The following is a 21983-nucleotide window of genomic DNA, read 5'->3' as shown; positions in this document are numbered from 1 at the left end:
GATTGCTTCGCTTCGCTCGCAATGACAGCGGGGCTTCACGCCTGCTCCAGCTCGTTATGCTCCGGATAATCCGTATAGCCTGTCACATCGCCGCCGTAGAACGTCGCGCGGTTATAGGGCGTCAGTGGGAAGCCGCGCTGCAGCCTGCGCGGCAGGTCCGGATTCGAAATGAAGATGCGGCCGAAAGCGACCGCGTCGGCATGGCCATCCCTGATCGCCGCATCGGCGGTCTCGCCGGCGAAGCCGCCGGCCGTGATCAGCACGCCCTTCCAGATCGGGCGAAACAGTACCATCGCCGACGGCACGTTCTGGTGATTGACCTCGGCGCGGCCGGCGCCGGAGGAGCGCGGCTCGATGAAATGCAGGTAGGCGAGGCCAAGCGGATTGAGCTGTTCAACAGCATAAGTGTAAAGCGGCATCGGGTCCGGCTCGCCGCTGCCGTTGGCGACACCATAGGGCGACAGCCGCACGCCGACGCGGTCGGCTCCCCATACCTCGACCACGGCCTTGGTCACCTCCATCAGGAAGCGCACGCGGTTCGGGATCGAGCCGCCATATTGATCGGTGCGCAGGTTGGTGTGCGACTGCAGGAACTGCTCGATCAGGTAGCCGTTGGCGCCGTGCACCTCGACGCCGTCGAAGCCGGCGGCAAGCGCGTTCTTCGCGGCCAGACGATAGGCGTCGATCACGCCGGGAATTTCCGACGTCTCAAGCGCGCGCGGCGTCTCGTAGGGCACCGCCTTGCCGTCTGCCGTGCCCGTCTTCAGGTCGGCGATCGGCACCGCCGATGGCGCGACCGGCAACACACCGCCCGGCTGGAAGGAGGAATGCGAGACGCGCCCGACATGCCAGAGCTGCAGGAAAATGATTCCGCCCTTGGCGTGAACCGCATCGACCACCTCGCGCCAGCCTTCGATCTGCGCTTCCGTATAGATGCCGGGAACGCCGGGGCTGCCGAAGCCCGTCGCCATCACGGGCGAGGCTTCGGCGATGAGCAATCCGCCCGGCGTCGCGCGCTGCGCATAATATTCCGCATTCAGCGGCCGCGGCGCGAGGCTCGGCTTCGCGGCTCGCATCCGCGTCAACGGCGCCAACGCGAGACGATGATTGAGCCGATAGGGGCCGACCTTGAGCGGCGAAAACAACGATGGATAATTCATGTCTCTTCCAGAACCCCGGGGTCGATACGGATATGTAACCGCTTCAGCTTGTTCGTAAAAGGTTTCGGACGCAACGTGTAGCCTCGAGGCGAGCGAGCACATCATCCAGGACAACGGCGGCCGAAGCCGCCGCCATCGCATCCGCCGACCCGAGAATGTCTCAGGCCGTCTTGATCCAGACCGCCTTGACGTTGAGATATTCCTCGACGTGCTGCTTGCCGGACTCGCGGCCGTAGCCGCTCATCTTGTAGCCGCCGAACGGCACGGCCGGGTCCATCGCCTGATAGCAGTTCACCCAGACCGAGCCGGCGCGCAGCGCCTTCGCGACCTGGTGCGCCTTGCTGACATTGGTGGTCCAGACGCCTGAGCCCAAGCCGAAGGTGGTGGCATTGGCGCGCTTGACCAGCTCGTCGGTATCCTTGAAGGAAATCGCCGAGATCACCGGGCCGAAGATTTCCTCCTGCGCGATCCGCATATTGTCCTGCACGTTGGCGAACACGGTCGGCTGCACGAAGAAGCCCTTCGAGAGCGCGCCTTCGGTCAGTCGGCCGCCGCCGGCCACTGCTTTGGCGCCTTCCTTCTGGCCGATGTCAAGGTAACCAGCGACGCGGTCCATCTGCTGCTGTGAGACCAACGGCCCGATCTGCGTGCCCGGATCGAGGCCGTTGCCGACCTGCAGCTTCTTGCCAAATTCGGCGACGCGGCCGACGAATTCGTCATAGACTTTCTCTTCGACGAACAGCCGCGTACCCGCGCTGCAGATCTGCCCGGAATTGGCGAACACGGCCATTGCGGCGCCCGGCACCGCCGCGTCGAGGTCGGCATCGGCGAACACGATATCGGGCGACTTGCCGCCGAGCTCGAGCGACACGCGCTTGAGGTTGCCGGCGGAGGCGCGGATGATCGACTGTCCCGTGACGTGAGAGCCGGTGAAGGCGACCTTGTCGACATCGGGATGCGAAGCGAGCGCCGCGCCGGCGGTCTCGCCGTAGCCGGGCACGACGTTGACGACGCCAGGCGGGACGCCGGCTTCCATGCAGAGCTCGGCGAGCCGCAGCGAGGTCAGCGGCGCCTCCTCGGCGGGCTTCAACACGACGGTGCAGCCGGTTGCGATCGCGGGACCGATCTTCCAGACGGTCGCAGCGAGCGGACCGTTCCAGGGAATGATCGCCCCGACCACCCCGACTGGCTCCTTCAACGTGTAAGAGAAGATATCGCCGGGCAACGAGTTCTCGATGGTCTCGCCGTGCAGCGCCGTGGCCTGCCCGGCGTAATAGCGGAGCATGCCGAGCACGCGCAGTTTGTTGCCGCGGGTGCGGCTGATCGGCGCGCCCATGTCCATCGTATCGAGCTGCGACAGCTCCTCGAAATTCTTCTCGACGAGATCGGCGAGCTTCAGCAACAGGCCTTGCCGCTCATACGGCCTGACCTTGCTCCACGGTCCTTCGAAGGCGCGGCGGGCCGCCGCCACGGCGCGGTTGATGTCCTCCGCGTCACCTTCGGCGACGGTCGCCAGCAATTCGCCGGTCGCCGGATTGTGGGTCTCGAACTGCTTGCCGGAGGCGGCGTCGACCCACTGGCCGTCGATCAGCATCCTCTTGTAGGAACCATCCGCGTAAGGATGGCGCGTGATCGGAATTGCCTGCGTGACTGCCATGTTTACACTCCCTTGAAGTCGGTTGGTCGCAGCTATGTTGCACATCTATAACCGTGGCATGAAACTTAATGCGGCCGAAGGATTGCGGAAAGCAGCCGATGCGAAAACCTCCCATGCCCGTTCGTACATGGTAGTCTAGGCGTCTGCCTGCGAACACATAGCTCATCTGCCCGGAGAATGACGATGCCCCATCCCGCGATGTCGCCAAATCATGTTGCCGTGATCACGGGGGGCGCCTCCGGCATCGGGCTCGCCGCCGCGATGCGTTTCGCCGGCTTCGGCATGAAGATGTGCATCGCCGACATCGGCGCCGAGCGCCTCGCCGAGGCCGCGGCCAGACTGGCAGCCGTCGCCAAAGGCGGCGCGGCCGACATCATGACGGCATCGGTCGACGTCAGCCGCTTCGATGAGGTTGCGGGCCTGGAAGCCGCGGTGCAAAAACGGTTCGGCGGTACCGACATCCTGATGAACAATGCCGGCATTGGCCCCGACAGCAACAGTTTTGGTCCGCTGGAGAACTGGCAGCGTATTCTCGCGGTGAACCTGTGGGGCATCATTCACGGCACGCAAGTTTTCGTACCTCACATGGTCGAACGCGGACGGCCCGGCCTCGTGATCAACACCGGCTCCAAGCAAGGCATCACGACGCCGCCCGGCAATCCCGCCTACAACGTCTCGAAGGCCGGCGTGAAAGCGCAGACAGAAGCGCTGCAGCACGAATTGCGGAACCTGCCGGGCTGCAAGATCAGCGCGCATCTGATGATCCCCGGTCACGTCTTTACTCCCCTGACCGCGCGCGGCCGCACCGAGAAGCCGCCCGGCGCCTGGACGCCGGAGCAGACGATCGATTTCATGATCGAACGCATCGACGCCGGCGACTTCTACATCCTCTGTCCGGACAACGACGTGCCACGGCCGCTCGACGAGCGGCGCATGCTGTGGGCGATCGGCGACATCGTAGAGAACCGCCCCGCACTGTCGCGCTGGCATCCGGATTATGCGGAGGCGTTCGCGAGATTTGTGAAGGGGCAATGAGTACCCTCTCCCCTTGTGGGAGAGGGTGGATCGAATGAGCGAAGCTCATTCGAGACGGGTGAGGGGTTCTCTCCGCGAATCGTGCACGCGGAGAGAACCCCTCATCCGGCGCTTCGCGCCACCTTCTCCCACAAGGGGAGAAGGAAGAAGCATGCCCACCATCGCGAGCGCGGCATTAAAATGGTGGGCACGTCGCTATGCTCCTTTGCCCACCCTACAAACCGAGCGCTACAGCGTTACCTGCTTGTCGCCGCATTGCTTGCAGGCGTATTTGACGCGGGTCGCGCCCTTCTCGGCCTGGACGCGGTTCGGCGCGCCGCATTTGCCGCAGACCGCCTCGATCCTGGTCTGTCCTTGCTTGACGACGATGGTTTTCTTTTCCATCGTCTCGCGGATCAGGCGTTCGGCCTCCTCACGCATCGCTTGCTTCGACATTGGCCTGCCCCGTCATGAACCCAATACGGCGGCGTCTTATCACAGTCACGATGCATTTCGCACCTCGCGAGTGAAAAATCTCGTGACTGAATATCACGTCGCCTCCGGCGTCAGCGCCAGCAGGCGCCGCAGCAGGGCCAGCGCGGTTTCGGTGGCCGGGTCGGCTGAAATCACGGGAACCGCCAGTGTGATGACGTCGACCGGATCGTGCGATAGCACGATGAGGTGCGTTGCGCTGTTGGCCGCCAGCAGCGACACCACGCGTTCGACGGCCGGATCGGACGATGTCAGGCCCCACGGCGCATCGGGCCGGCGCAGTACCCGCCGGGTCGAGAGAAAATCACGCAGCAGTTGCGGATCGTAGGTGGAGAGTTCGCTCTCCCGATGACGCCGGGCACTCTCGAAGATCGGATGACGCGCGAGTTCCGCGATCAGCGCGTCGCGCGTTCTGGCTGGCGAGGCCGCGACGGAGTTGAGAACACCGGGCACCTGGGATTCGAAATGGGCGCGCAGCGCGTCCACCATCAGGGCGATGGTGAGAACGCCCGCGATCGCAATCGCGCAAAATCGCATGACCTGCGCCGCATCGGCGTCCGGCGCGACAAACGCTGCGGCAATACCGAGAAGCGCCGAACTCGACAGCCGCAATGCCGTCATCATCAACGCCTGACGCTGCGTCTCGGCGCCGCGTTCAGCGATCAATATCGCGGTAACGACGAGCAATGCTCCCAAATGCCCCCAGCCTGACCGGGATATCCGGAAACAGCACCCTGAAATCGGTGATGATGAAGGGAATGACCAGGATCGCGCCGACGGCGAGACGGCCAACGATACGATTCTCCGATACCATCAGTGTGGCGCGGTCGCGGGTCGCCAGCAACCAGGCGCAGATGGCAAATCCAGCAAGCTGAAACAACGCGAGCAGGATGGCGGCGGGCGTCGCGAGGGTTTCCAACCCGGCAGCGCCGGCGAGACCGAGCGCGATACCGCCACTCAGAAGCGCGATCTTGGCCGGGCGCGGGGCATGACGCCGCAGGATACCTTCGGTGACGATCAATGCGCCGAGCGGGATCAGCGCGGCCGGAATCGCCGACAGGTTGTTGAGCACCACGCTGCCGATCCACCACGCGGTGCCACGCACCAGGAACAATGACGCGATAATGCCAAGCGCGACCAGAAGACGCCGCGTCAGCGGGCCCGTCGGATCGCGCCGGTGGAGCGTGATCATGGCGACGCCAAGCCCGATCGCGCCGCAGAGATTGACGATGGAATCGGCGATCATGCCAGATGTCATTTCACCCGGTGTCATCGGCCGTTCCCTCGCCACGGCCGCAAGCTGCCGAACGGACGCGTATCGTCGAGCCAGTAAACCGCCGGCAATATCAGCCGCTGCAACGCCAGCACGGCGGAGGCTGCGAGCAGCGCCGGCAGTGAACCGGCCGGCACATCCCGCTGGATGTAGCGGCGGGCGCCGGCGAGATCGATGCGGCCTAGCTGAAGAACGTCGTCGCCCCTGGCGTAATCGAGCTCGCGCGCGCACCAGGCGTTATATTGCTCGTCGCGATGTTTCGGCGCGGCTTCGAAGGTTTTCTTTAGCGCGTCCGATCCGCCGGTATAGGCATTGGTGATGACAAAGCGCGCCTCATCGAAGCCGGCTTCCTCACCTACGCCGAACACGGCGCGATGACGGGACATGATGCCGCGCGCCAGTTGCAGGTGCGCAAAGCTCTGGCGCGAGTCCGGATGGGGCGACGGAAAGACATCCGAAAAGGTCTGGCTGACCATGCCGACGACCGATGGCACCTGGGTGACGTTCGAGATCCATTTTGGACGCAGGCCGTCGCGGGCAAACAGGACGAGCGCCGTCAGGCCGTACAGCACCCAGGAGAGCCCTTGCCCCCGCTCATCGGGATCGACCATGACCAGACCGAGATGCGTGACCTCCACCGGCTCGCCGTCGAGTTCGACCTTCATGACCGACAGCGCGTTGAAGGCAATCGGCCGGCCCGTTGCTTCCTCCGAGATCAGCGTGACGATGGCGCGCGACAGCCGTTCGCGCTCGCCGGAGAAGATGCCGTAGGTGAGGCTCTCCTTCGGCAGTGTCTTGGCCGCCACGACCCGCAGTTGCGAGACCAGCTCGTCGAGTTCGATTTCGGAAAGCGACAGGCCGGGTGCTTCGACGATTCGCGTGACCAGCCCGGTATGGGTGCGCAGGGTGAGATCGATGGTCGGCTGGCGCAGCGCCTTCAGCCAAAAGGCGGCACAACCGCCGAGGCGCCCGGCCGCGGAGCGAACCCGCCCCAGAGCATGACGAATCGCCGAATTGCCGCTTGAGAAAGACACCATACCACTTGCCCGCACTCGGTCCGGATCTGTGCGCGGGGTCCGTTAAGGAGCCATGAGTGCGACACTTTTAAGGTCGCCGCAGGGTAAACGATGTGTTGGCTGCGTCAAACCTTCCTGCAAGACAGGCAAGCGGCGGCGAATGCCGAAGCATCCGCCGCCCGCCTTCACCAGCACCGCGTCACAGGCTACGCGGCCTTGGAAACTATGCAGCCTAGATAACTAAGCCGCCTTGGTAACTTCCATCAGCAGCCGTTCGGCCTTGGCATCCTCGATGCGCTTTCTGCGCCCGTGTCAGTTAATGAGTTGTGATTTTATCACCTTCAGGTTGTGGCAGAGTAAACGATACATTGAACGCCGGCATCAAATAATGATGAGAGGGAACGGTGGGGCGCCCGCCAGATTGGCCCAGCACCTTATTTATTTCATAGGCCAGCCGGTCCGGTGGATGTCGGTCGCTGGCGGCCATGATCGTGAGACAATAACGAGCAGCCGCCCATAACGACAGCGCAGCTGACGGTGAACGAGATCAGCACCGATGGCGGGGGCAAAAGTCGGAACGCAATGAAGGCGAAGCCGCAGCCCACCGTTGCTCCGGCCATCGCGCCGACGATAGTTGTCAGGGGCGCCCGCAAAACTATTGGCAAAGAGCGGGCCAGATATCCGTCGACCGGCCCAGTGATCGCCGAAGCAGACAGGCTGAGGAAGGACCACACCATGGCAACGAATGGTAGGAAGCCCGGAGATTTTGCGTTCGGATCGGCGTGCATAAACCAGGCGATGAAGAACATCGAGGCCGGAGCCAGCAGCAGGAACACGAGTGTTCTTTTCATCGAAATTAGTCCTTTTGCAACGCGAAGCTCGTGCGATCGTCAGTCGAGCGGCTAACGGACAAGCAAATGGCGAATGCTGCCGCGTGGGCTGTCTTCACGCACCGGCCTGCTCAAAGCGATGTCCTTGCCGGCCGCCATAGTCATTCGACAGCAACGAACATGCGGCCGTGACAATGGCGCCGCCGATGGCCAATGTCATCACGATTGATGGCGGAAACAGACTGCTGAACACAGCGAGAGTCTCGGCGGTGGCAGCCGTCGCTCCGACCATCGCGATCAGGTACACCCGCAAGGAAACTGGAAACGCGCTGACCAGAAATTCATCCGATATCCAGCTGATCGCCGACATCGGCAAGGTGAGGATAGATAGAACCACCGCCACGACGCATGCGAAATCAAGGTGTCTCGGGCCATCTGCAGCGACCCATATCATCAACGCCGCGAAGAACACCGTTACTGGAGCCAACACCAGGAATACGAACGCTCTTTTCATCGAAGTCATCCTTTGCCTGCCGGCGTGAAATCGGTCCCCGGTAACGGGCGACGGGTGCTGCCGAAACACCCGCCGCCCGCCCTCGCCAGCACCGCGTCACAGGTTACGCGGCCTTGGAAACTAAGCAGCCTTGGAAACTAAGCGGCCTTGGAAACTTCCATCAGCAGCCGTTCGGCCTTGGCATCTTCGATGCGGTTCACCAGCTTGCCGCTTTCGTGCATGTCGCGCACGGTCTTGGTCAGGGTGACGCAGGACTGCACCAGCATGACGATGCCCATTGCGAGATAGCCCTTGATCCAGAGATCGAGCGGCAGGAAGAACACGCCGACGGCGACCATGAAGGCCGAGGCGGCGAACGAAACGTAGGTGAAGGTGACCCAGGCACCGCTGTGGGGTTGAACATTCTGGTTCATGATAATCTCCTGTTGATATGAGTTAATCGATCAAGTTCAGTTTTAGGCAGCTTGCGTGCGTTTGGCGTTCAGCCGCGCGAGCACGTCGTCCGCGGTTGATTTCAGGCGTGGCCCAAAGCCCTGTTCGGCGAGCTTTTCGGCGGTCGCCAGCGGGCCGCTGGCGACATCGAGTTCGATCAAGGCGTCGGCGGCGGCCTGGGCCTCGATCTGCCGGTCGCGCAGACGCTTCAGCGTGTTCTCCGCTTCCGGCAGCGTGGATTCGTAAGGCCGCGCCGCCTCGACCCCGCCCCTTCGCAGCGCGCGAACCGCTTCTGACGCGCGGGCGATGCGACGGCCGCGATCAAGCTCGGTAATCCGCGCCTCGGCATTGGCAACCTGGCGCTTCATGCGCGTGATTTCAGACGCAAACAGCGTCCGCGCAGTCATCGCGGCATCGCGGTCGGCCTCCAGATTGGCGATCGCCTGCGCCGCTTCGCGGGCGAGATCTTCCCTTCCGCCATCGAGCGCGGCGGTGGCGCGGACTTCGAGATCGGCGATCCGGGCATTGGTGGCGTCGAGACGGCGACCCTCCTGCTGGTCGCCCGCAATCGCCAGCGCCAGCGAGCGCTTGGAACGTTCGACAGCCGCGGCGGCGTCGCGCATCTGCTGATCGAGAATGAGAAGCGCCGAGCGGTCTTCCAGTTCTTCTCCCGCAGCAGCCACGCTGCCCCGGAAAAGCGTCAAAACAGTTTTGAACATTGGTAGCTCCCTGTGTTATGAGCATTGCTCATGAAATGGTTGTAGCATATTTTGAGCGTTGCTCAAGAATTATTTTGAGCGTTGCTCAGGATCGGAAAATGATGTCTAAGGCATTGGAAAGACGAGCCAAACTTCGGGAATCCCTGATTGAAGCGGCGGAGCGACGGATTGCCGCAGGGGGTCTAGCGGGTCTGAAGACACGCGATCTGGCGCGGGACATCAGCATCGCCAACGGCGCGGTCTACAATCTCGTTGAAGACGTGGACGAACTGATCCTGCGGGTGGGGTCGCGCACGCTGGCGCGGTTGGACGCCACACTCACGGCTGCCGAAGACGATGGACCGTCCTCGCCTCGCGAGACGCTAGTCCGCATCGCGGTCGCCTATTGCGATTTCGCCGCCGAAAATCTCGAACTGTGGCGTGCGCTGTTCGAACACCGCATGGCGTCAGGCAAGCCGGTGCCGGATTGGGCAATCAGCGAACAGATGAATCTATTCCGCCATATCTATCAGCCGCTGGCCACGCTGTTTCCAGAACGAACGCAGGGCGAACTCGGCGTGACGGCACGCAGCCTGTTCTCCGCTGTGCACGGCATGGTGCTGCTCGGCCTCGAGCAGAAGCTGATCGCGGTGCCAGTCGAGGCGTTGCGCAAGGAGATTGCGACCATCGTCGGCGCGATGGTGGATGGGCTGGCTGCTTAAGCCTCTCAGGCTGACGGATCACATGCCGCGCCGCACGTGGAGAATCGTAGGGTGGGCAAAGCGAAGCGTGCCCACCATCACGAGCGGAGTCTTCGATGGTGGGCACGGCGCAAGTGCGCCTTTGCCCACCCTACAGAGCATCACGTCTCGATGATGACGTAACTGTCCTCGACATGCACCGGAAACGTCTCGGCCACGTAAGGCCCCTTCTGCAGCTCCCCGCCGCTCTCGACCGCGACCGGATAGGAGCGCACCTTGACCCGTTGCGGATCGAACCAGGACTGGCCGTTGCGCATGTCGAATTCCCAGCCGTGCCACGGGCAGCGCAGGAGCTCGCCGACGCGGGAGCGCTGGTAGATGCCGGGCTCCGGCGAGGTCAGCCGCGCCACGCAGGCGGCCTTTTCCAGCGGCGCGCCCTCGTGCGGGCAGCGATTGAGCAACGCGAAGAACTCGCCATTGACGTGGAATACGACGATGTCGCGGCCCTCGACGCCGAAGACCTTGTTGCCGCCGGGCGGGATATCGGACGTGCGGGCGACGATGTGGCGGGCCATGTGATCCTGTCGTTACTCAGAGCTTGTAGAGCGCACGCGCGTTGCCGTTGAAGATTTTCCGGCGCTCGGTTTCGGTCAGCGGCGTCTTGAAGGCGTAGCGTGGATCGTCGAAATCCCAGTGCGGGTAGTCCGACGAGAACAGCAGGCGATCGGCGCCGACCCATTCGATCAGGGAGCGCAGATGCTTTGCTTCATCGGGCTCGTCGATCGGCTGCGTCGTGAACCAGAAATGCTCCTTCACATATTCGGACGGACGGCGCTTGAGATGCGGCACCTCGCTGCGGAACGCCTCAAAGTGCCGGTCCATGCGCCAGGTGGCAGATGGAATCCAGCCGAAGCCGCCCTCGATGAAGACGATCTTCAAGTTCGGGAAGCGCTCTGGCACGCCTTCGAGCACGAGGCTCGTAAGCTGCGCGGCCATGGTGTGCGCGTTCGACTGGTGCTCCTCGACGTAATAGGACGGCCAGCCGCCGCCGGTCGGCGCATGCCCGCCATAGCCGCCGACATGAATGCCGAGCGGCAGCCCGAGCTCCTGCGCGCGGGCATAGATCGGCCAATAGCGGCGGCGGCCGAGCGGCTCGTTGGCGCGCGGGCAGACGTTGATCTGCACATAACGGCCGATTTTCGCGCAGCGCTCGATCTCGGCGATCGCGAACTCCGTGTCGTCCTGACCGGCGAGGATCGAAGCCTTCAGCCGCGGCTCGCGATCGGACCAGAAGGCGAGCTGCCAGTCGTTGATGGCGCGCTGGATCGCGGCGCCGAATTCCAGATTCTGCTGCGAGAAGATGAAGAGATCGAGCACCTGTAAAATGCCGAACTCGATATCGAGCGGATCGAGGTGTTGCTTGCGCATGAAATCGAGATCGGAGCCCGGCGGCCCGCCGGTCGGCGGCCAGGCGTCGCGGCGCGCGATCAGCGGCGAGGAGCGCGGATAGGGTGTGGTGCCGATATAGGGCGTGCGCAGATGGCTGCCGTAGGTGCGTAAGTACTCCTGCCAGCGCTTCGGCATGAACTGCTCGATATCGGCATGCGCATGAATGCTCGGATGCACGTCGCAATCGATGATGCGCAGCCGGCTTTGCGCGGCGACTTGCTCGGCGAGGATGGGGCGGTCGATGACGTCACTCATGCGATCCTCCTTGCGTAGACTCTTTGTTTGAGCATGATCTTTTCGGAAAACCGGTGCCCACTTTTCCGGATCATGCTGTATTCACGCGGCGAGCTTCAGCCGCGGAAAGGTCTCCAGCGGGTTGTCGGCACACATACGCGAGACAATGCTATCAGGCAGATGCGGCGGCATCGGATCGTCACCGTCGAACTGCCAGTGCGGATAATCGGATGCGAACAGGAACATCTTGTCGGAACCGATCTGTTCGATGATGTCGGCGACGCCAGCCGCATCGGGCGGGCCATCGAACGGCTGCATGGTGACGCGGACATGGTCGCGGATGATTGAGGCCGGCTCGCGCTCGACCCAGGGCACCTCGACGCGGACGCCGCGCCAGGTCTTGTTGGCGCGCCACATGAAGGCCGGCAGCCAGCTCACGCCTGACTCCATCAGCACCACCTTCAGATCGGGAAACTTGCCGAACACGCCCTCATAGATCAGGCTGAGCACCTGGGCCTGGAATGCCTGCGCTTCGGCCAGATAATATTCGTAGCGATAGGACGGCCAGCCGATCGAACTCGGCGCGGTGCGATAGGCGCTGCCGGCGTGGATCGCGACCGGCAGCTTGTGCTTCGCGGCCGCCTGCCACACCGGCCAGTAGTGCCGACGTCCGAGCAGCGTTTCGCCCTGCGCCAGCACCAGCACGGAGACGAAGCGGTTGTCGCTGGCTCTGCGCTCAATTTCTTCGACCGCCAGATCCGGCGCCTGCAAGGGCAACACGATCGAGGCGCTCAGCCTTGAATCCTTCGAAAGCCATTCGGCCGCGATCCAGTCGTTGATCGCCTTGCAGAAACCGGCCGCCATGTAGGAATCGAATACCGCCTGTGCGCCATAGACCACGTTGCAGATCGCGTGGCTCGAACCAAGCTGGTCGAACGCGCCGCGCTGCACCATCTTGAGATCGCTGCCCGGCTTGCCATTGGCCGGCCGCCAATCGGCGCGGCTGGAGAACGGCATGTTGGGCGGATAGGAGTTGAGATCGAGGCCATCGATGGCGCGGCTGACCACCTGCTCCTTCCAGTGGTCGTCGAGATACGGCAGCAGCGTGGTGCGGGTGCCGCCCACCGAGGGATGGATATCGCAGTCGATCCGCGTGGCCGCCATGGAGGTTCCTCGGATACTGGTTCTTGACGAATTCTTGGCGATCTTGATGTCGCACCGACAAATGTGCCGCCGATGCTCGGTCGGGGCAAGCGCTTTACCGAAAGGCCGCCCTGCTCTGGATGCACGCCGTGTTTCCCTTCTCCCCTTGTGGGAGAAGGTGGATCAATCGCGCAAGGCGCGATTGAGACGGATGAGGGGTCTGTCTCCGCGGAGAGAACCCCTCATCCGCCTTCGCTGCGCGAAGGCACCTTCTCCCACAAGGGGAGAAGGGAAGTGCCCGCGATTGACAGGTCAATCGATCCCAACCCAAATGTCCGCCCGAGAACAAGGAAGCAAGGACGGATCGCGTGGCCGGCAACGAACAAGAGACCTACGAATGCGACGCGCTGGTGGTGGGCTCCGGCTGTGCCGGGATGTCGGCAGCGGTCACCGCGGGGCATCACGGGCTCAACGTTCTCATCGTCGAAAAGGAGCTGCGCTTCGGCGGCACCACTGCCCGCTCCGGCGGCTGGCTATGGATTCCCGGCACTTCGCTGGCGAAGGCGTGGGGCATCGAGGAAAGCCCGGAGCAGGCGAAGACCTATCTACGCCACGAGGCCGGCAACAGTTTTGATGCCGCGCGCGTCGATGCGTTTCTCTCCGCCGGTCCGGAAGCGGTGGACTTTTTCACCAGCAAGACGGCCGTCCAATTCGACATGCCCTTGACCTTTCCGGATTACCACGCGGAAGCCCCCGGCGGCGCGCAGGGCGGTCGCTCGATGGTGACGCGGCCGTTCGATGGCCGCGAACTGGGCGAGCATATCGAGGATCTCGGCAATCCCCTCCCCGAACTCACCGTGTTCGGCATGATGCTGGGCTCCGGCAAGGAGATCATCCATTTCATGCGGGCGACCAAATCGCTGACCTCGGCGATCTACGTCGCAAAACGCCTGTCGAAGCATTTGATGGACGTGATGCGCCACGGCCGCGGCATGACCTTGACCAACGGCAATGCGCTGGCCGGACGGCTGGCGAAATCCGCGCTCGACTTGAAAATTCCCCTGTGGCTGTCCTCGCCCGTGCACGAACTGATCGTCGAGGATGGGGCGGTGCGCGGCGCGATCGTCGAGCGCCATGGCAAGCTGGTGCGTATCATCGCCAAACGCGGCGTGGTGCTCGCCTGCGGCGGCTTTCCGCATGATGCGGCGAGGCGCAAGACGATGTTTCCGCACGCGCCCACCGGCGCCGAGCATTTTTCGCCCGGCCCTGTCGGCAACACTGGCGACGGATTGCGCCTGGCGGAGACCGCCGGCGGCCGCATCGAGGATACGCTGCCGAACGCGGCTGCCTGGGTGCCGGTCTCCATCACCGAACGCAAGGACGGCTCCAAGGGCGTGATGCCGCATTTCATCGATCGCGCCAAACCGGGCGTCATCGCGGTGATGCGCGACGGCAGGCGCTTTGCCAATGAAGGCAATTCCTATCATGACTTCGTGCAGGCAATGGTGAAGGCTGCAAAACCCGACGAGGAGATCACCGCGTTCCTGCTGTGCGATCACCGCGCGCTGCGAAAATACGGCCTCGGCTGCGTGCCGCCGTTTCCGATGCCGCTGCGCCATCATCTCGCCACCGGCTACCTCAAGCGCGGCGCTACACTGGCTGAACTGGCCGATAGAACCGGCATCGATCGACAGGGGCTCGAAGCGACGATCGCCGAGTTCAACGCCTCGGCCGCGGAGGGGCGCGATCCTGCGTTTGGCAAGGGATCGCGCGCCTATAACCGCTACCAGGGCGATGCGCTGCACGGGCCGAACCCCTGCGTCGCGCCGATCAAGGACGGACCGTATTATGCGATCAAGCTGGTGGTCGGCGATCTCGGCACCTATGCCGGTATCAAGACCGACGCGCATGCCCGCGCGCTCGACGAACGTGGCCAGCCGATCACCGGCCTCTACGCCGCCGGCAACGACATGGCGAGCATCATGGGCGGCAACTATCCCGGCGCCGGTATCACGCTCGGCCCCGCGCTGACGTTTGGATATATCGCGGGCAAGCACCTCGCGGCAAATGCTTCCGAGACCGCCACGCGATGAACGGCCCTACCGGCGGGATCTGATGAGAAAAGGCGCAGCGACAGTCGAAGCCCCTGCAGCAGCAGAGCTGCAGCACACGTCGGACGCGCCGGCTCCATGTGTCGGCAAAAAAATTCCGGACCAATGTGTGCGACACCACATTGACAATCAACATTTCATGGCGCTCAATTAAAAGAATTATTCTTTATAGATACAACTGCGCACCATTTCATTTGGTAGTGGGGCAGGTAATTCATGCTCCTTCCGCGTACACACAGCCACGCGATCTCATCCGGCAAGCGATCGGGCATGCGCGCGCAGAATTCCGCTCCACGTTGCCCGCTTTGTGATTCAGGCGACGCGACGTTGAATCGCAGTGCATGGCAGGCGGCGACCACCCGCTGCGCCGTCCTATCGATAGCACCAAACTTTAGCAACCCGAAAACCCGAGGGGCTGGCTTCGATGGTAGACGAACCCGTACAATCCATTGGTGACGAAGCGGCCGAGGGTGGCCCGCAGGACGGCACTGCACTCTGCCTTTCGGGCGGAGGCTATCGCGCGATGATTTTTCATATCGGCGTGCTTTGGCGCCTCTATGAGACAGGTATCCTTCACAAGGTGAATCGCATATCGAGCGTCTCCGGCGGCTCGGTCACCGCGGGGCTGCTCGCCCTCAAATGGAATAGGCTTACCGGGAACCAAACCCCGGACATGCCACTCTTTCGTCAGGAATTCGTCGAGCCGCTGCGCGCGCTCGGGCGAACGACCATCGACGTCAAGGCCGTCATCCTGGGCCTGCTCCTGCCCGGGCGCGTGAGCGACCGTGTCGTTGCAGCGTATGAGAAGCACCTGTTCGGTTCGGCCACGCTGCAGGATCTTCCGGACAAGCCGAGTTTTGTCATCAACGCGACCAGCGTGCAGTCCGGCGCGTTGTGGCGCTTCACGAAGCCGTACATGCGCGACTACCGGGTCGGCGAGGTCCTGAAGCCCACCATCAGACTGTCGAAAGCTGTTGCGGCTTCCTCCGCGTTTCCGCCCGTGCTGTCTCCCGTCGAGATCAAGCTGAACGATAGCGCATTCACGCCGAAGTCGGGATCCGACCTGCAGCGACCTCCGTTCACAACGAACGCCGTTCTCTCGGATGGCGGCGTCTACGACAATCTGGGTCTGGAGACCGCCTGGAAGCGCTACCGCACAATCCTGGTGAGCGACGCTGGCGGAAAACTTCAGGCCGAAGAAAGCCCGAAAGCCGATTGGGGCAATCACGCCTATCGCGTGCTCGATCTCGTCGATAACCAGGTGCGATCCCTGCGGAAACGTCAGGTGATCGATTCCTTCAAACAACATACTCGTTCAGGAGCCTATTGGGGAATTCGGACCAACATTCTCGATTACGGACTGGCAGACGCCCTGACTTGTCCGTTCGATGCGACCATGCGGCTCGCCGAAACGCCCACCCGGTTGCAAGCTATGGACGATCAATTGCAGGAGCGATTGATCAATTGGGGCTATGCAGTATGCGATGCCGCGATCCGGAAACATTTCCAGTCTGCGTTGCCAACACCTGACGAGTTTCCCTTTCCAGCATCAAAGGTCTGACCATGACGGTGCTCATTCCGAGGACCTTGGCCGAATACATTCTGCTTGGACCGACCGGTGATCGCCGTCAGCTGCAGGACTCGCCGATTCTGGGCGATGTCTGGATCGCGTATGCAAGCGAGGCTGGACCGCGGGAGCTGCTGATCACACCGTACAAGACGAATACAGCAGGCCTCGTCGCAAACTGGATCGATGACGAAGTCGATCACGATCGACTGATGCATAACGCGAGTGGTCGCGAGCCTCGAAAAATCGCCTATCTGCAGGGTGTAATCGCCGCACGGCTGTACTTCGACGAGGTGCTGCGCGTCATCGTACCGACGACGAACTGGTGGAGCAGCGCGCGCATTCAAAGCGATATGGCGGTCTATCTGCAGGCCGCAAGCGGCAGTCAACGCATCAACGCCGTTCTGGATACAGTTCAGGAAATGGCGGAACACTGGAGCGATCCCAAGACAACCAAGAAATCGGCCGGAATGCTGACGGCACTCGATCGCTACGCCGCACTCGCCGGCATTATTCTTTGGGCGGCCCAAACCACCACGATCGGACCTGATGCAAAACCGGCGGAACTGGCTGCCGCGATCAAGGCAGGAAAAGGCGACATTGCGCGCCTGCTGACCGATTTGTTCTCCGAGATTCTCAGTCGCCAAGAACAGAACGATGCAAACCAGCGCAAGCAATGGAAAGATTCGCTCGTCTATCAGGTTTCGCTCAATCGGCGCGCCGATATGGGCGGTCGCTCGATCCGTCCCTTCAGTCAAGGCGGACGCCGCCCGCCTGCTCTTCACGGTCAATTGCGCAGAGATCGCGTGGGCCGTCATCGATTCCGGGATTCAGGGCGATCACATATGCTTCAAGGATGCGACCGGGAAGGAATCCAGGGTCGTTGCCAGTTTCGATTTCAGCAACTTTCGCAAGATCGTCAACCTCGACAACCTCAGGATCTTCAACGAAAACGAAGATCCGGAAGTACAGCAGGCTAAGCTCAAGCAGCTTCTGCCGGACGGGCACAAACTGCCCGAAGGGCAGAAACTGAAACAGGCCGGCGCCAAGCTGATCTCGAACCTCGTTCAATTGTCCAGGGATGCAAGGGCGCAACGCCCGATTCATTGGGAGCTGGTCGAGCCGTTCATCGAAATCAAGGTCGACACGCGCCCATCGGTAAGCGATCACGGCACGCACGTCGCCGGCATCATTGGCGCCAGGGCACCTCAAAAGCGAACCAAGGCCGTTGCGGAAGACGACAGGATCGACGGGATGTGTCCTGATATCCAGCTGTACGATTTCAGGGTGCTTTCGCAAAACAGCGACGAGAAAGATACCGAATTCGCGATTATCGCCGCCCTGCAGTACATCAGGCATCTGAACGAGCGCCACGACTATATTTCAATTCACGGCGCAAACCTCAGTCTTTCGATCAAGCACGATGTGCGGAATTACGCCTGCGGCCGAACGCCGATCTGCGAGGAATGCGAGCATCTGGTCGAAAGTGGCGTGGTAGTCGTCGCGGCTGCCGGAAACTACGGCTTTCAGAGCTTTACGACTACCGATGGTGCGTTCGAAAGCTATGCCGCGTTCAGCATCACCGATCCCGGAAATGCCGACGGCGTGATTACGGTCGGATCGACGCATCGATCCCTGCCGCATACCTACGGCGTCAGCTTTTTCTCGAGCCGCGGTCCGACCGGGGATGGAAGATTGAAGCCCGATCTGGTCGCGCCGGGCGAGCGCATCCACGGTCCTTTCCGGGACGGCTGGGGCGACCTCGACGGAACGAGCATGGCCGCACCGCATGTCAGCGGCGCTGCGGCGATGCTGATGGCGCGATATCCGGAATTCATCAAGCAGCCGCGCAAGGTCAAGAAGATATTGTGCGAAACCGCGACCGACCTCGGCCGCGAGCGCAGCTTTCAGGGCAGCGGGCTGCTGGATGTGCTCAGGGCTTTTCAGAGTATTTGAGGAGGCTGCCCATGATTTTCAGTCTGGACGTCCGGCGGGCACTTAAGGGCGATTGCCTGCTGCTGCACTTCGGCACCGAGCAGGAGCCCGGGCTCATCATGATCGACGGCGGACCCAAGTCGGTCTATGCGCCGCATCTCAAGCCGAGATTGATAGAAATCCGCAACGCACGCAAGATCAAGAAGAACGATCCGCTGCCGATCGACGTGCTGATGGTAAGTCATGTGGACGACGATCATATCCAGGGAATTCTGGATTTCACCAAGGAAGAAATCGCCAATGTGGAGACGCACAAGCCGCGTCTGCTGAACGTGTTCAGCCTGTGGCACAACAGCTTTGACGATATTATTGGCGGTCAGCCGGCGGAATTGACGGCGAGGGTGAACGCGACATTCAAGACGGAGGCCAGCACCGGAGCGGTCGAGCTGTCCGACGAAAAAGTCGGAAACGTGGAAGATATCTTCATCGACCAGAATCCCGGAGGCAATGACGCCGCGGATGCGGAACTGGTTGGAAGTTCCCTGAAGGTACTCGCCAGCATCGCGCAGGGCTTTCGGCTGAGAAAGGACGCCCAGCGGCTCGGCTATGGGCGCAACGCCGAGTTCGGGGGGAAACTCATCGTCGCGCCACAAGGCAAGGCGCCGATCAGGATAGCCAATTCGCTGGACGTCACCGTCATCGGCCCCATGCTTGAAGAGATTCAGGCGCTGCACAAAGACCATCAGAAATGGCTTGATGATCTCAAGAAGCAAGGAAAGACGGCCGAAGAGGCTCTCGCCGCCTATGTCGACAAATCCGTTCCCAATCTGTCGAGCATCGTAGTGCTCGTGGAGGCAGACAAGAAGCGGATGCTGCTGACCGGGGATGCGAGGGGCGACAAGATTCTCAAGGGGCTGCAACTGGCGGGCAAGCTCGACCAGGACAACGGCACGAAGATCGAAGTCGATCTTCTCAAGGTGCCGCATCACGGAAGCTCCAATAATCTCGACAAGGATTTCTTCAAGCGCATCATCGCGAAGCATTATGTGTTCTCGGGCGACGGCCAACACGGAAATCCGGAACGGGAAAGCATCGAGATGCTGCTGAAGGCGCGCAAGGATGGCAATTACCAGATACACCTAACGTATCCGTTGAAGGAAATAGACCGGCTGCGCGAAGATGACTGGAACAAGGAACGCAACAAGCAGATCGCGCGTAAGAAGAAGAGCGGAAAAGGTACGGTACGCGAGGAATGGTCGGCGCAAGATCACAGTCTGTTGGCGCTTTTCGATGCCGATCCACAATTCAAGGAGAAACTCAGGATTGTCGACGAGAAGAAGCCGCATATTATCGATCTAGGCGATCCGCTGGCGGCTTCCTGGCCGGAGCTGGCCAATTGACCCGCCCACGCGGACCCGAGCGATGAAGCTAGCGGCTAACACCGTTCCGGCTTCGCCGGCGTCAGAACCCGAGGGCCACACAGCGGAACGGAATATCGCAGGCGAGATTTGCACCAGCCGGCGATGCGGTGGAACGAACGTCGATCGATTAGATTGTGTCTTGATCCAACCGGAGATCGTTCCATGCGCGCGCAGCTCCTCGCCACCGCCCTCGCCATCGCCGCAATCTTTGCTCCCGCCCTCGCCTTTGCCGGCGACGCGGAATGGCGGCGATACGAGATCGCGAGCACCGGGACCAGCGTCGACATGCCGGTCTCGATCTTCACCGTCGACGCCGGACCGCCGGAAGGCGGCACAGGACGACGCTTTTTCACCGACGACCGCCGTGCCGACCTGACGGTGCAGTCCGTTCCCAATGCCCAGAACGATTCGCCCGCCACGTTCCTGGCCAAGATGCGGCCGCCTGCCGGCATCATTTATAAACGGATCACATCGGATTTCTTCGTTGTGTCCAGCATTCGCAAGGACCGGATCTGGTACAACCGCTGCAACCGCGGCAACGGCACCCTGGACTGCGTGCTGATCAATTATCCCGTCTCCGAAAAACGCCAGTGGGACGACGTGGTCACGCGGATAAGCCATACGCTGCGAAGCTAGCGCGCTCGTGACCGGATCTTAGGCAATCGGAAAAAACGGCAGCTCTATTCCGGTGCGGGGAACCGTCCGGTGCGCGCTGCGTTGCCGAGGGTGGCGTCAGTAACCGCGAGGTTGTTTCGTGAATCGCAGGGATTTCCTCGCAGCTTCTGCGTTACCATTGGTAACCAGCATGGCGTCCGGGCTTTTGTCCGCCGCCCATGCCCAGCCTGCGCCGTTCGATCGATCCATCGTCCGGCAAATGGCGCGCGACCTCGCAAGCAAACCCTACCAGGCGCCAAGCGAGAAGTTGCCCGACAATCTCGCCAATCTCGATTACGACCGTTATCGGGCGATCCGGTTCTTGCCGGACCGCGCGCTGTGGCGCGGCGAAAAATTGCCATTCGAGGTGCAGTTTTTCCATCGCGGATTTTTCTACAAGAACCGGGTCGACCTCTTCGAGGTGAAGGACGGCCAGGCGACACCAATCGCCTACCGGCCCGACCTGTTTTCATTCGGCGAGCTGGAGCCACCCGGCCCGGCAGTCGATCTCGGCTTTGCCGGCTTTCGGCTTCATGCGCCGATCAACAAGCCCGACTATTATGACGAAGTTTGCGTCTTTCTCGGCGCAAGCTATTTCCGCGCCGTTGCCAAGGGACAATTGTACGGTCTTTCGGCACGGGGGCTCGCCATCAACACCGGCGAGGCCAAGGGCGAAGAATTCCCGTTCTTCAAGACGTTCTGGATCGAGAAGCCGGCGCCGGGCGCCAACTCCATCGTTGTGCACGCGTTGCTCGATAGCGAGAGCGCCGCCGCGGCCTACCGCTTCACCATCCGCCCGGGCGACACCACCGTGTTCGACGTGGAAATGGCGATCTATCCGCGCGTCGATCTAACGCATGCTGGCCTCGCGCCGATGACCAGCATGTTCTTCTTTGGGTCGAACGACCGCAAGGACGTCGAAGACTTCCGTCCGTCGGTCCATGATTCAGACGGCCTGGCGGTTTTCAACGGCCGCGGCGAGGAGCTTTGGCGGCCGCTGCACAACCCGCGCGACCTTCAGGTCTCTTCGTTTGCCGATCTCAACCCACGCGGCTTCGGCCTGATGCAGCGTCAGAAGGATTTTTCCGCCTACCAGGACCTGGAATCGAATTTCGAGCGCCGGCCAAGCCTGTGGGCGGAGCCGATCGGCGATTGGGGTGAAGGCGAGGTGAAGCTGCTTGAAATCCCGACCAAGGAAGAGATTCACGACAACATCGCATTGTTCTGGCGCCCCAAAGCGGCGTTGCCGGCCAAAGGCGAGCACACCTACACTTACCGTTTGCACTGGGGGCCGGATGCTCCAAAGTCGACGTCACTGGCGCGATTTTCCCGAACCGGGATCGGCACACGAGGCGACAACGCTACGCTCTTCGTGCTCGACGTGACCGGCGAGCGGCTGAAATCGGTCGATCCGAAAAGCTTGCGCGGTGTCGTGACGGCCGAGAAGGCGAAGATCCAGAACATCGTTACCCAGCCAAACCCGGCGACAGGCGGCTGGCGATTGAGCTTCGAGTTGTTGAAGGAAAAGACCCCGGTCGAACTCCGCGCATCGCTCATGCAGAACGAAGAGGCGGTATCGGAGGTCTGGGTTTATCGATGGACACCTTGACGAAAGCCGGCGGCTCGCCCGGAAGGCGGGATATCCCGCCGACCGATTTCCTTCCTCCGGAATCGCCGACGGA

At 62.0% G+C, this 21983-nt stretch carries 21 protein-coding genes; 8 read left to right on the top strand and 13 right to left on the bottom strand.

Going from position 1 to position 21983, the window contains the following annotated elements:
- Nucleotides 1-35: 35 nt before the first annotated feature.
- The gene (locus tag V1277_RS19845) at nucleotides 36-1160 is read right to left on the bottom strand and encodes an alkene reductase (protein ID WP_334417753.1); all 1125 of its coding nucleotides are present in this window, start codon (nucleotides 1158-1160) and stop codon (nucleotides 36-38) included.
- Nucleotides 1161-1320: 160 nt separating this feature from the next.
- Nucleotides 1321-2817 (bottom strand): aldehyde dehydrogenase family protein, encoded by a 1497-nt coding sequence (locus V1277_RS19840; protein WP_334370297.1) that lies wholly within the window; start codon nucleotides 2815-2817, stop codon nucleotides 1321-1323.
- A gap of 183 nt (nucleotides 2818-3000) precedes the next feature.
- On the opposite strand from V1277_RS19840, the gene V1277_RS19835 reads away from it, so the two are divergent.
- Entirely contained in the window at nucleotides 3001-3852 is an 852-nt protein-coding gene (locus V1277_RS19835; protein WP_334417752.1) for an SDR family NAD(P)-dependent oxidoreductase, read from the top strand.
- A gap of 228 nt (nucleotides 3853-4080) precedes the next feature.
- Here the strand turns inward: V1277_RS19835 and V1277_RS19830 are convergent, their stop codons facing one another.
- The 8 genes from V1277_RS19830 to V1277_RS19795 all read right to left on the bottom strand — a co-directional run bounded on the left by V1277_RS19830 (nucleotide 4081) and on the right by V1277_RS19795 (nucleotide 9107).
- Nucleotides 4081-4287, bottom strand: a complete 207-nt coding sequence (locus V1277_RS19830; RefSeq protein WP_334417751.1) for a hypothetical protein — start codon at nucleotides 4285-4287, stop codon at nucleotides 4081-4083.
- Between the two features lie 93 nt (nucleotides 4288-4380).
- Entirely contained in the window at nucleotides 4381-5019 is a 639-nt protein-coding gene (locus V1277_RS19825) for a hypothetical protein (RefSeq protein WP_334417750.1), read from the bottom strand.
- On the bottom strand, nucleotides 4979-5596 hold the full coding sequence (locus V1277_RS19820) for a hypothetical protein (RefSeq protein WP_334417749.1): 618 nt from the start codon (nucleotides 5594-5596) through the stop codon (nucleotides 4979-4981). The genes V1277_RS19825 and V1277_RS19820 overlap by 41 nt, the downstream gene beginning before the upstream one ends.
- Complete coding sequence (locus tag V1277_RS19815; RefSeq protein ID WP_334417748.1) at nucleotides 5593-6633, bottom strand: hypothetical protein; 1041 nt, start codon at nucleotides 6631-6633, stop codon at nucleotides 5593-5595. The genes V1277_RS19820 and V1277_RS19815 overlap by 4 nt, the downstream gene beginning before the upstream one ends.
- Nucleotides 6634-7055: 422 nt before the next feature.
- Nucleotides 7056-7463 carry a hypothetical protein gene (locus tag V1277_RS19810; protein ID WP_334417747.1) on the bottom strand — a complete coding sequence of 136 codons (408 nt, stop codon included), beginning with the start codon at nucleotides 7461-7463 and terminating at the stop codon, nucleotides 7056-7058.
- A 94-nt stretch (nucleotides 7464-7557) separates the two neighbouring features.
- The gene (locus V1277_RS19805; RefSeq protein ID WP_334417746.1) at nucleotides 7558-7956 is read right to left on the bottom strand and encodes a hypothetical protein; all 399 of its coding nucleotides are present in this window, start codon (nucleotides 7954-7956) and stop codon (nucleotides 7558-7560) included.
- A 137-nt stretch (nucleotides 7957-8093) separates the two neighbouring features.
- Nucleotides 8094-8369 carry a YiaA/YiaB family inner membrane protein gene (locus tag V1277_RS19800; protein ID WP_057841492.1) on the bottom strand — a complete coding sequence of 92 codons (276 nt, stop codon included), beginning with the start codon at nucleotides 8367-8369 and terminating at the stop codon, nucleotides 8094-8096.
- Nucleotides 8370-8411: 42 nt separating this feature from the next.
- A complete protein-coding gene (locus V1277_RS19795) occupies nucleotides 8412-9107 on the bottom strand; it encodes a PspA/IM30 family protein (RefSeq protein ID WP_334417745.1) in 696 nt (231 codons plus the stop codon).
- Nucleotides 9108-9208: 101 nt separating this feature from the next.
- Between V1277_RS19795 and V1277_RS19790 the strand changes: the two genes are divergently transcribed.
- On the top strand, nucleotides 9209-9808 hold the full coding sequence (locus V1277_RS19790; protein ID WP_334420413.1) for a TetR/AcrR family transcriptional regulator: 600 nt from the start codon (nucleotides 9209-9211) through the stop codon (nucleotides 9806-9808).
- A gap of 140 nt (nucleotides 9809-9948) precedes the next feature.
- On the opposite strand, the gene V1277_RS19785 is transcribed toward V1277_RS19790, so the two are convergent.
- From V1277_RS19785 to V1277_RS19775, 3 genes are all read right to left on the bottom strand, one after another.
- Nucleotides 9949-10362: a Rieske (2Fe-2S) protein gene (locus tag V1277_RS19785; protein WP_334417744.1), complete on the bottom strand. Its 414-nt coding sequence runs from the start codon at nucleotides 10360-10362 to the stop codon at nucleotides 9949-9951.
- Nucleotides 10363-10378: 16 nt separating this feature from the next.
- Nucleotides 10379-11491: an amidohydrolase family protein gene (locus V1277_RS19780; RefSeq protein ID WP_334417743.1), complete on the bottom strand. Its 1113-nt coding sequence runs from the start codon at nucleotides 11489-11491 to the stop codon at nucleotides 10379-10381.
- Nucleotides 11492-11572: 81 nt separating this feature from the next.
- Nucleotides 11573-12634 carry an amidohydrolase family protein gene (locus tag V1277_RS19775; RefSeq protein WP_334417742.1) on the bottom strand — a complete coding sequence of 354 codons (1062 nt, stop codon included), beginning with the start codon at nucleotides 12632-12634 and terminating at the stop codon, nucleotides 11573-11575.
- A gap of 347 nt (nucleotides 12635-12981) precedes the next feature.
- On the opposite strand from V1277_RS19775, the gene V1277_RS19770 reads away from it, so the two are divergent.
- The 6 genes from V1277_RS19770 (at nucleotide 12982) to V1277_RS19745 (ending at nucleotide 21910) form a co-directional block, all read left to right on the top strand.
- The gene (locus V1277_RS19770) at nucleotides 12982-14706 is read left to right on the top strand and encodes an FAD-dependent oxidoreductase (protein ID WP_334417741.1); all 1725 of its coding nucleotides are present in this window, start codon (nucleotides 12982-12984) and stop codon (nucleotides 14704-14706) included.
- A gap of 442 nt (nucleotides 14707-15148) precedes the next feature.
- Complete coding sequence (locus tag V1277_RS19765) at nucleotides 15149-16285, top strand: patatin-like phospholipase family protein (RefSeq protein ID WP_334417740.1); 1137 nt, start codon at nucleotides 15149-15151, stop codon at nucleotides 16283-16285.
- A gap of 663 nt (nucleotides 16286-16948) precedes the next feature.
- Nucleotides 16949-18247 carry a S8 family peptidase gene (locus V1277_RS19760; protein ID WP_334417739.1) on the top strand — a complete coding sequence of 433 codons (1299 nt, stop codon included), beginning with the start codon at nucleotides 16949-16951 and terminating at the stop codon, nucleotides 18245-18247.
- A complete protein-coding gene (locus V1277_RS19755) occupies nucleotides 18160-19626 on the top strand; it encodes an MBL fold metallo-hydrolase (protein WP_334417738.1) in 1467 nt (488 codons plus the stop codon). Before V1277_RS19760 ends, V1277_RS19755 begins: the two co-directional genes overlap by 88 nt.
- A gap of 183 nt (nucleotides 19627-19809) precedes the next feature.
- Entirely contained in the window at nucleotides 19810-20283 is a 474-nt protein-coding gene (locus tag V1277_RS19750; protein ID WP_334417737.1) for a hypothetical protein, read from the top strand.
- A 169-nt stretch (nucleotides 20284-20452) separates the two neighbouring features.
- A complete protein-coding gene (locus V1277_RS19745) occupies nucleotides 20453-21910 on the top strand; it encodes a glucan biosynthesis protein G (RefSeq protein WP_334417736.1) in 1458 nt (485 codons plus the stop codon).
- The last annotated feature ends 73 nt before the right edge of the window (nucleotides 21911-21983 follow it).

Origin of the sequence: Bradyrhizobium sp. AZCC 1588 (genome assembly GCF_036924735.1) — a bacterium.
Classification (GTDB): domain Bacteria; phylum Pseudomonadota; class Alphaproteobacteria; order Rhizobiales; family Xanthobacteraceae; genus Bradyrhizobium.
This window is presented reverse-complemented; position numbering and strand designations above follow the sequence as displayed.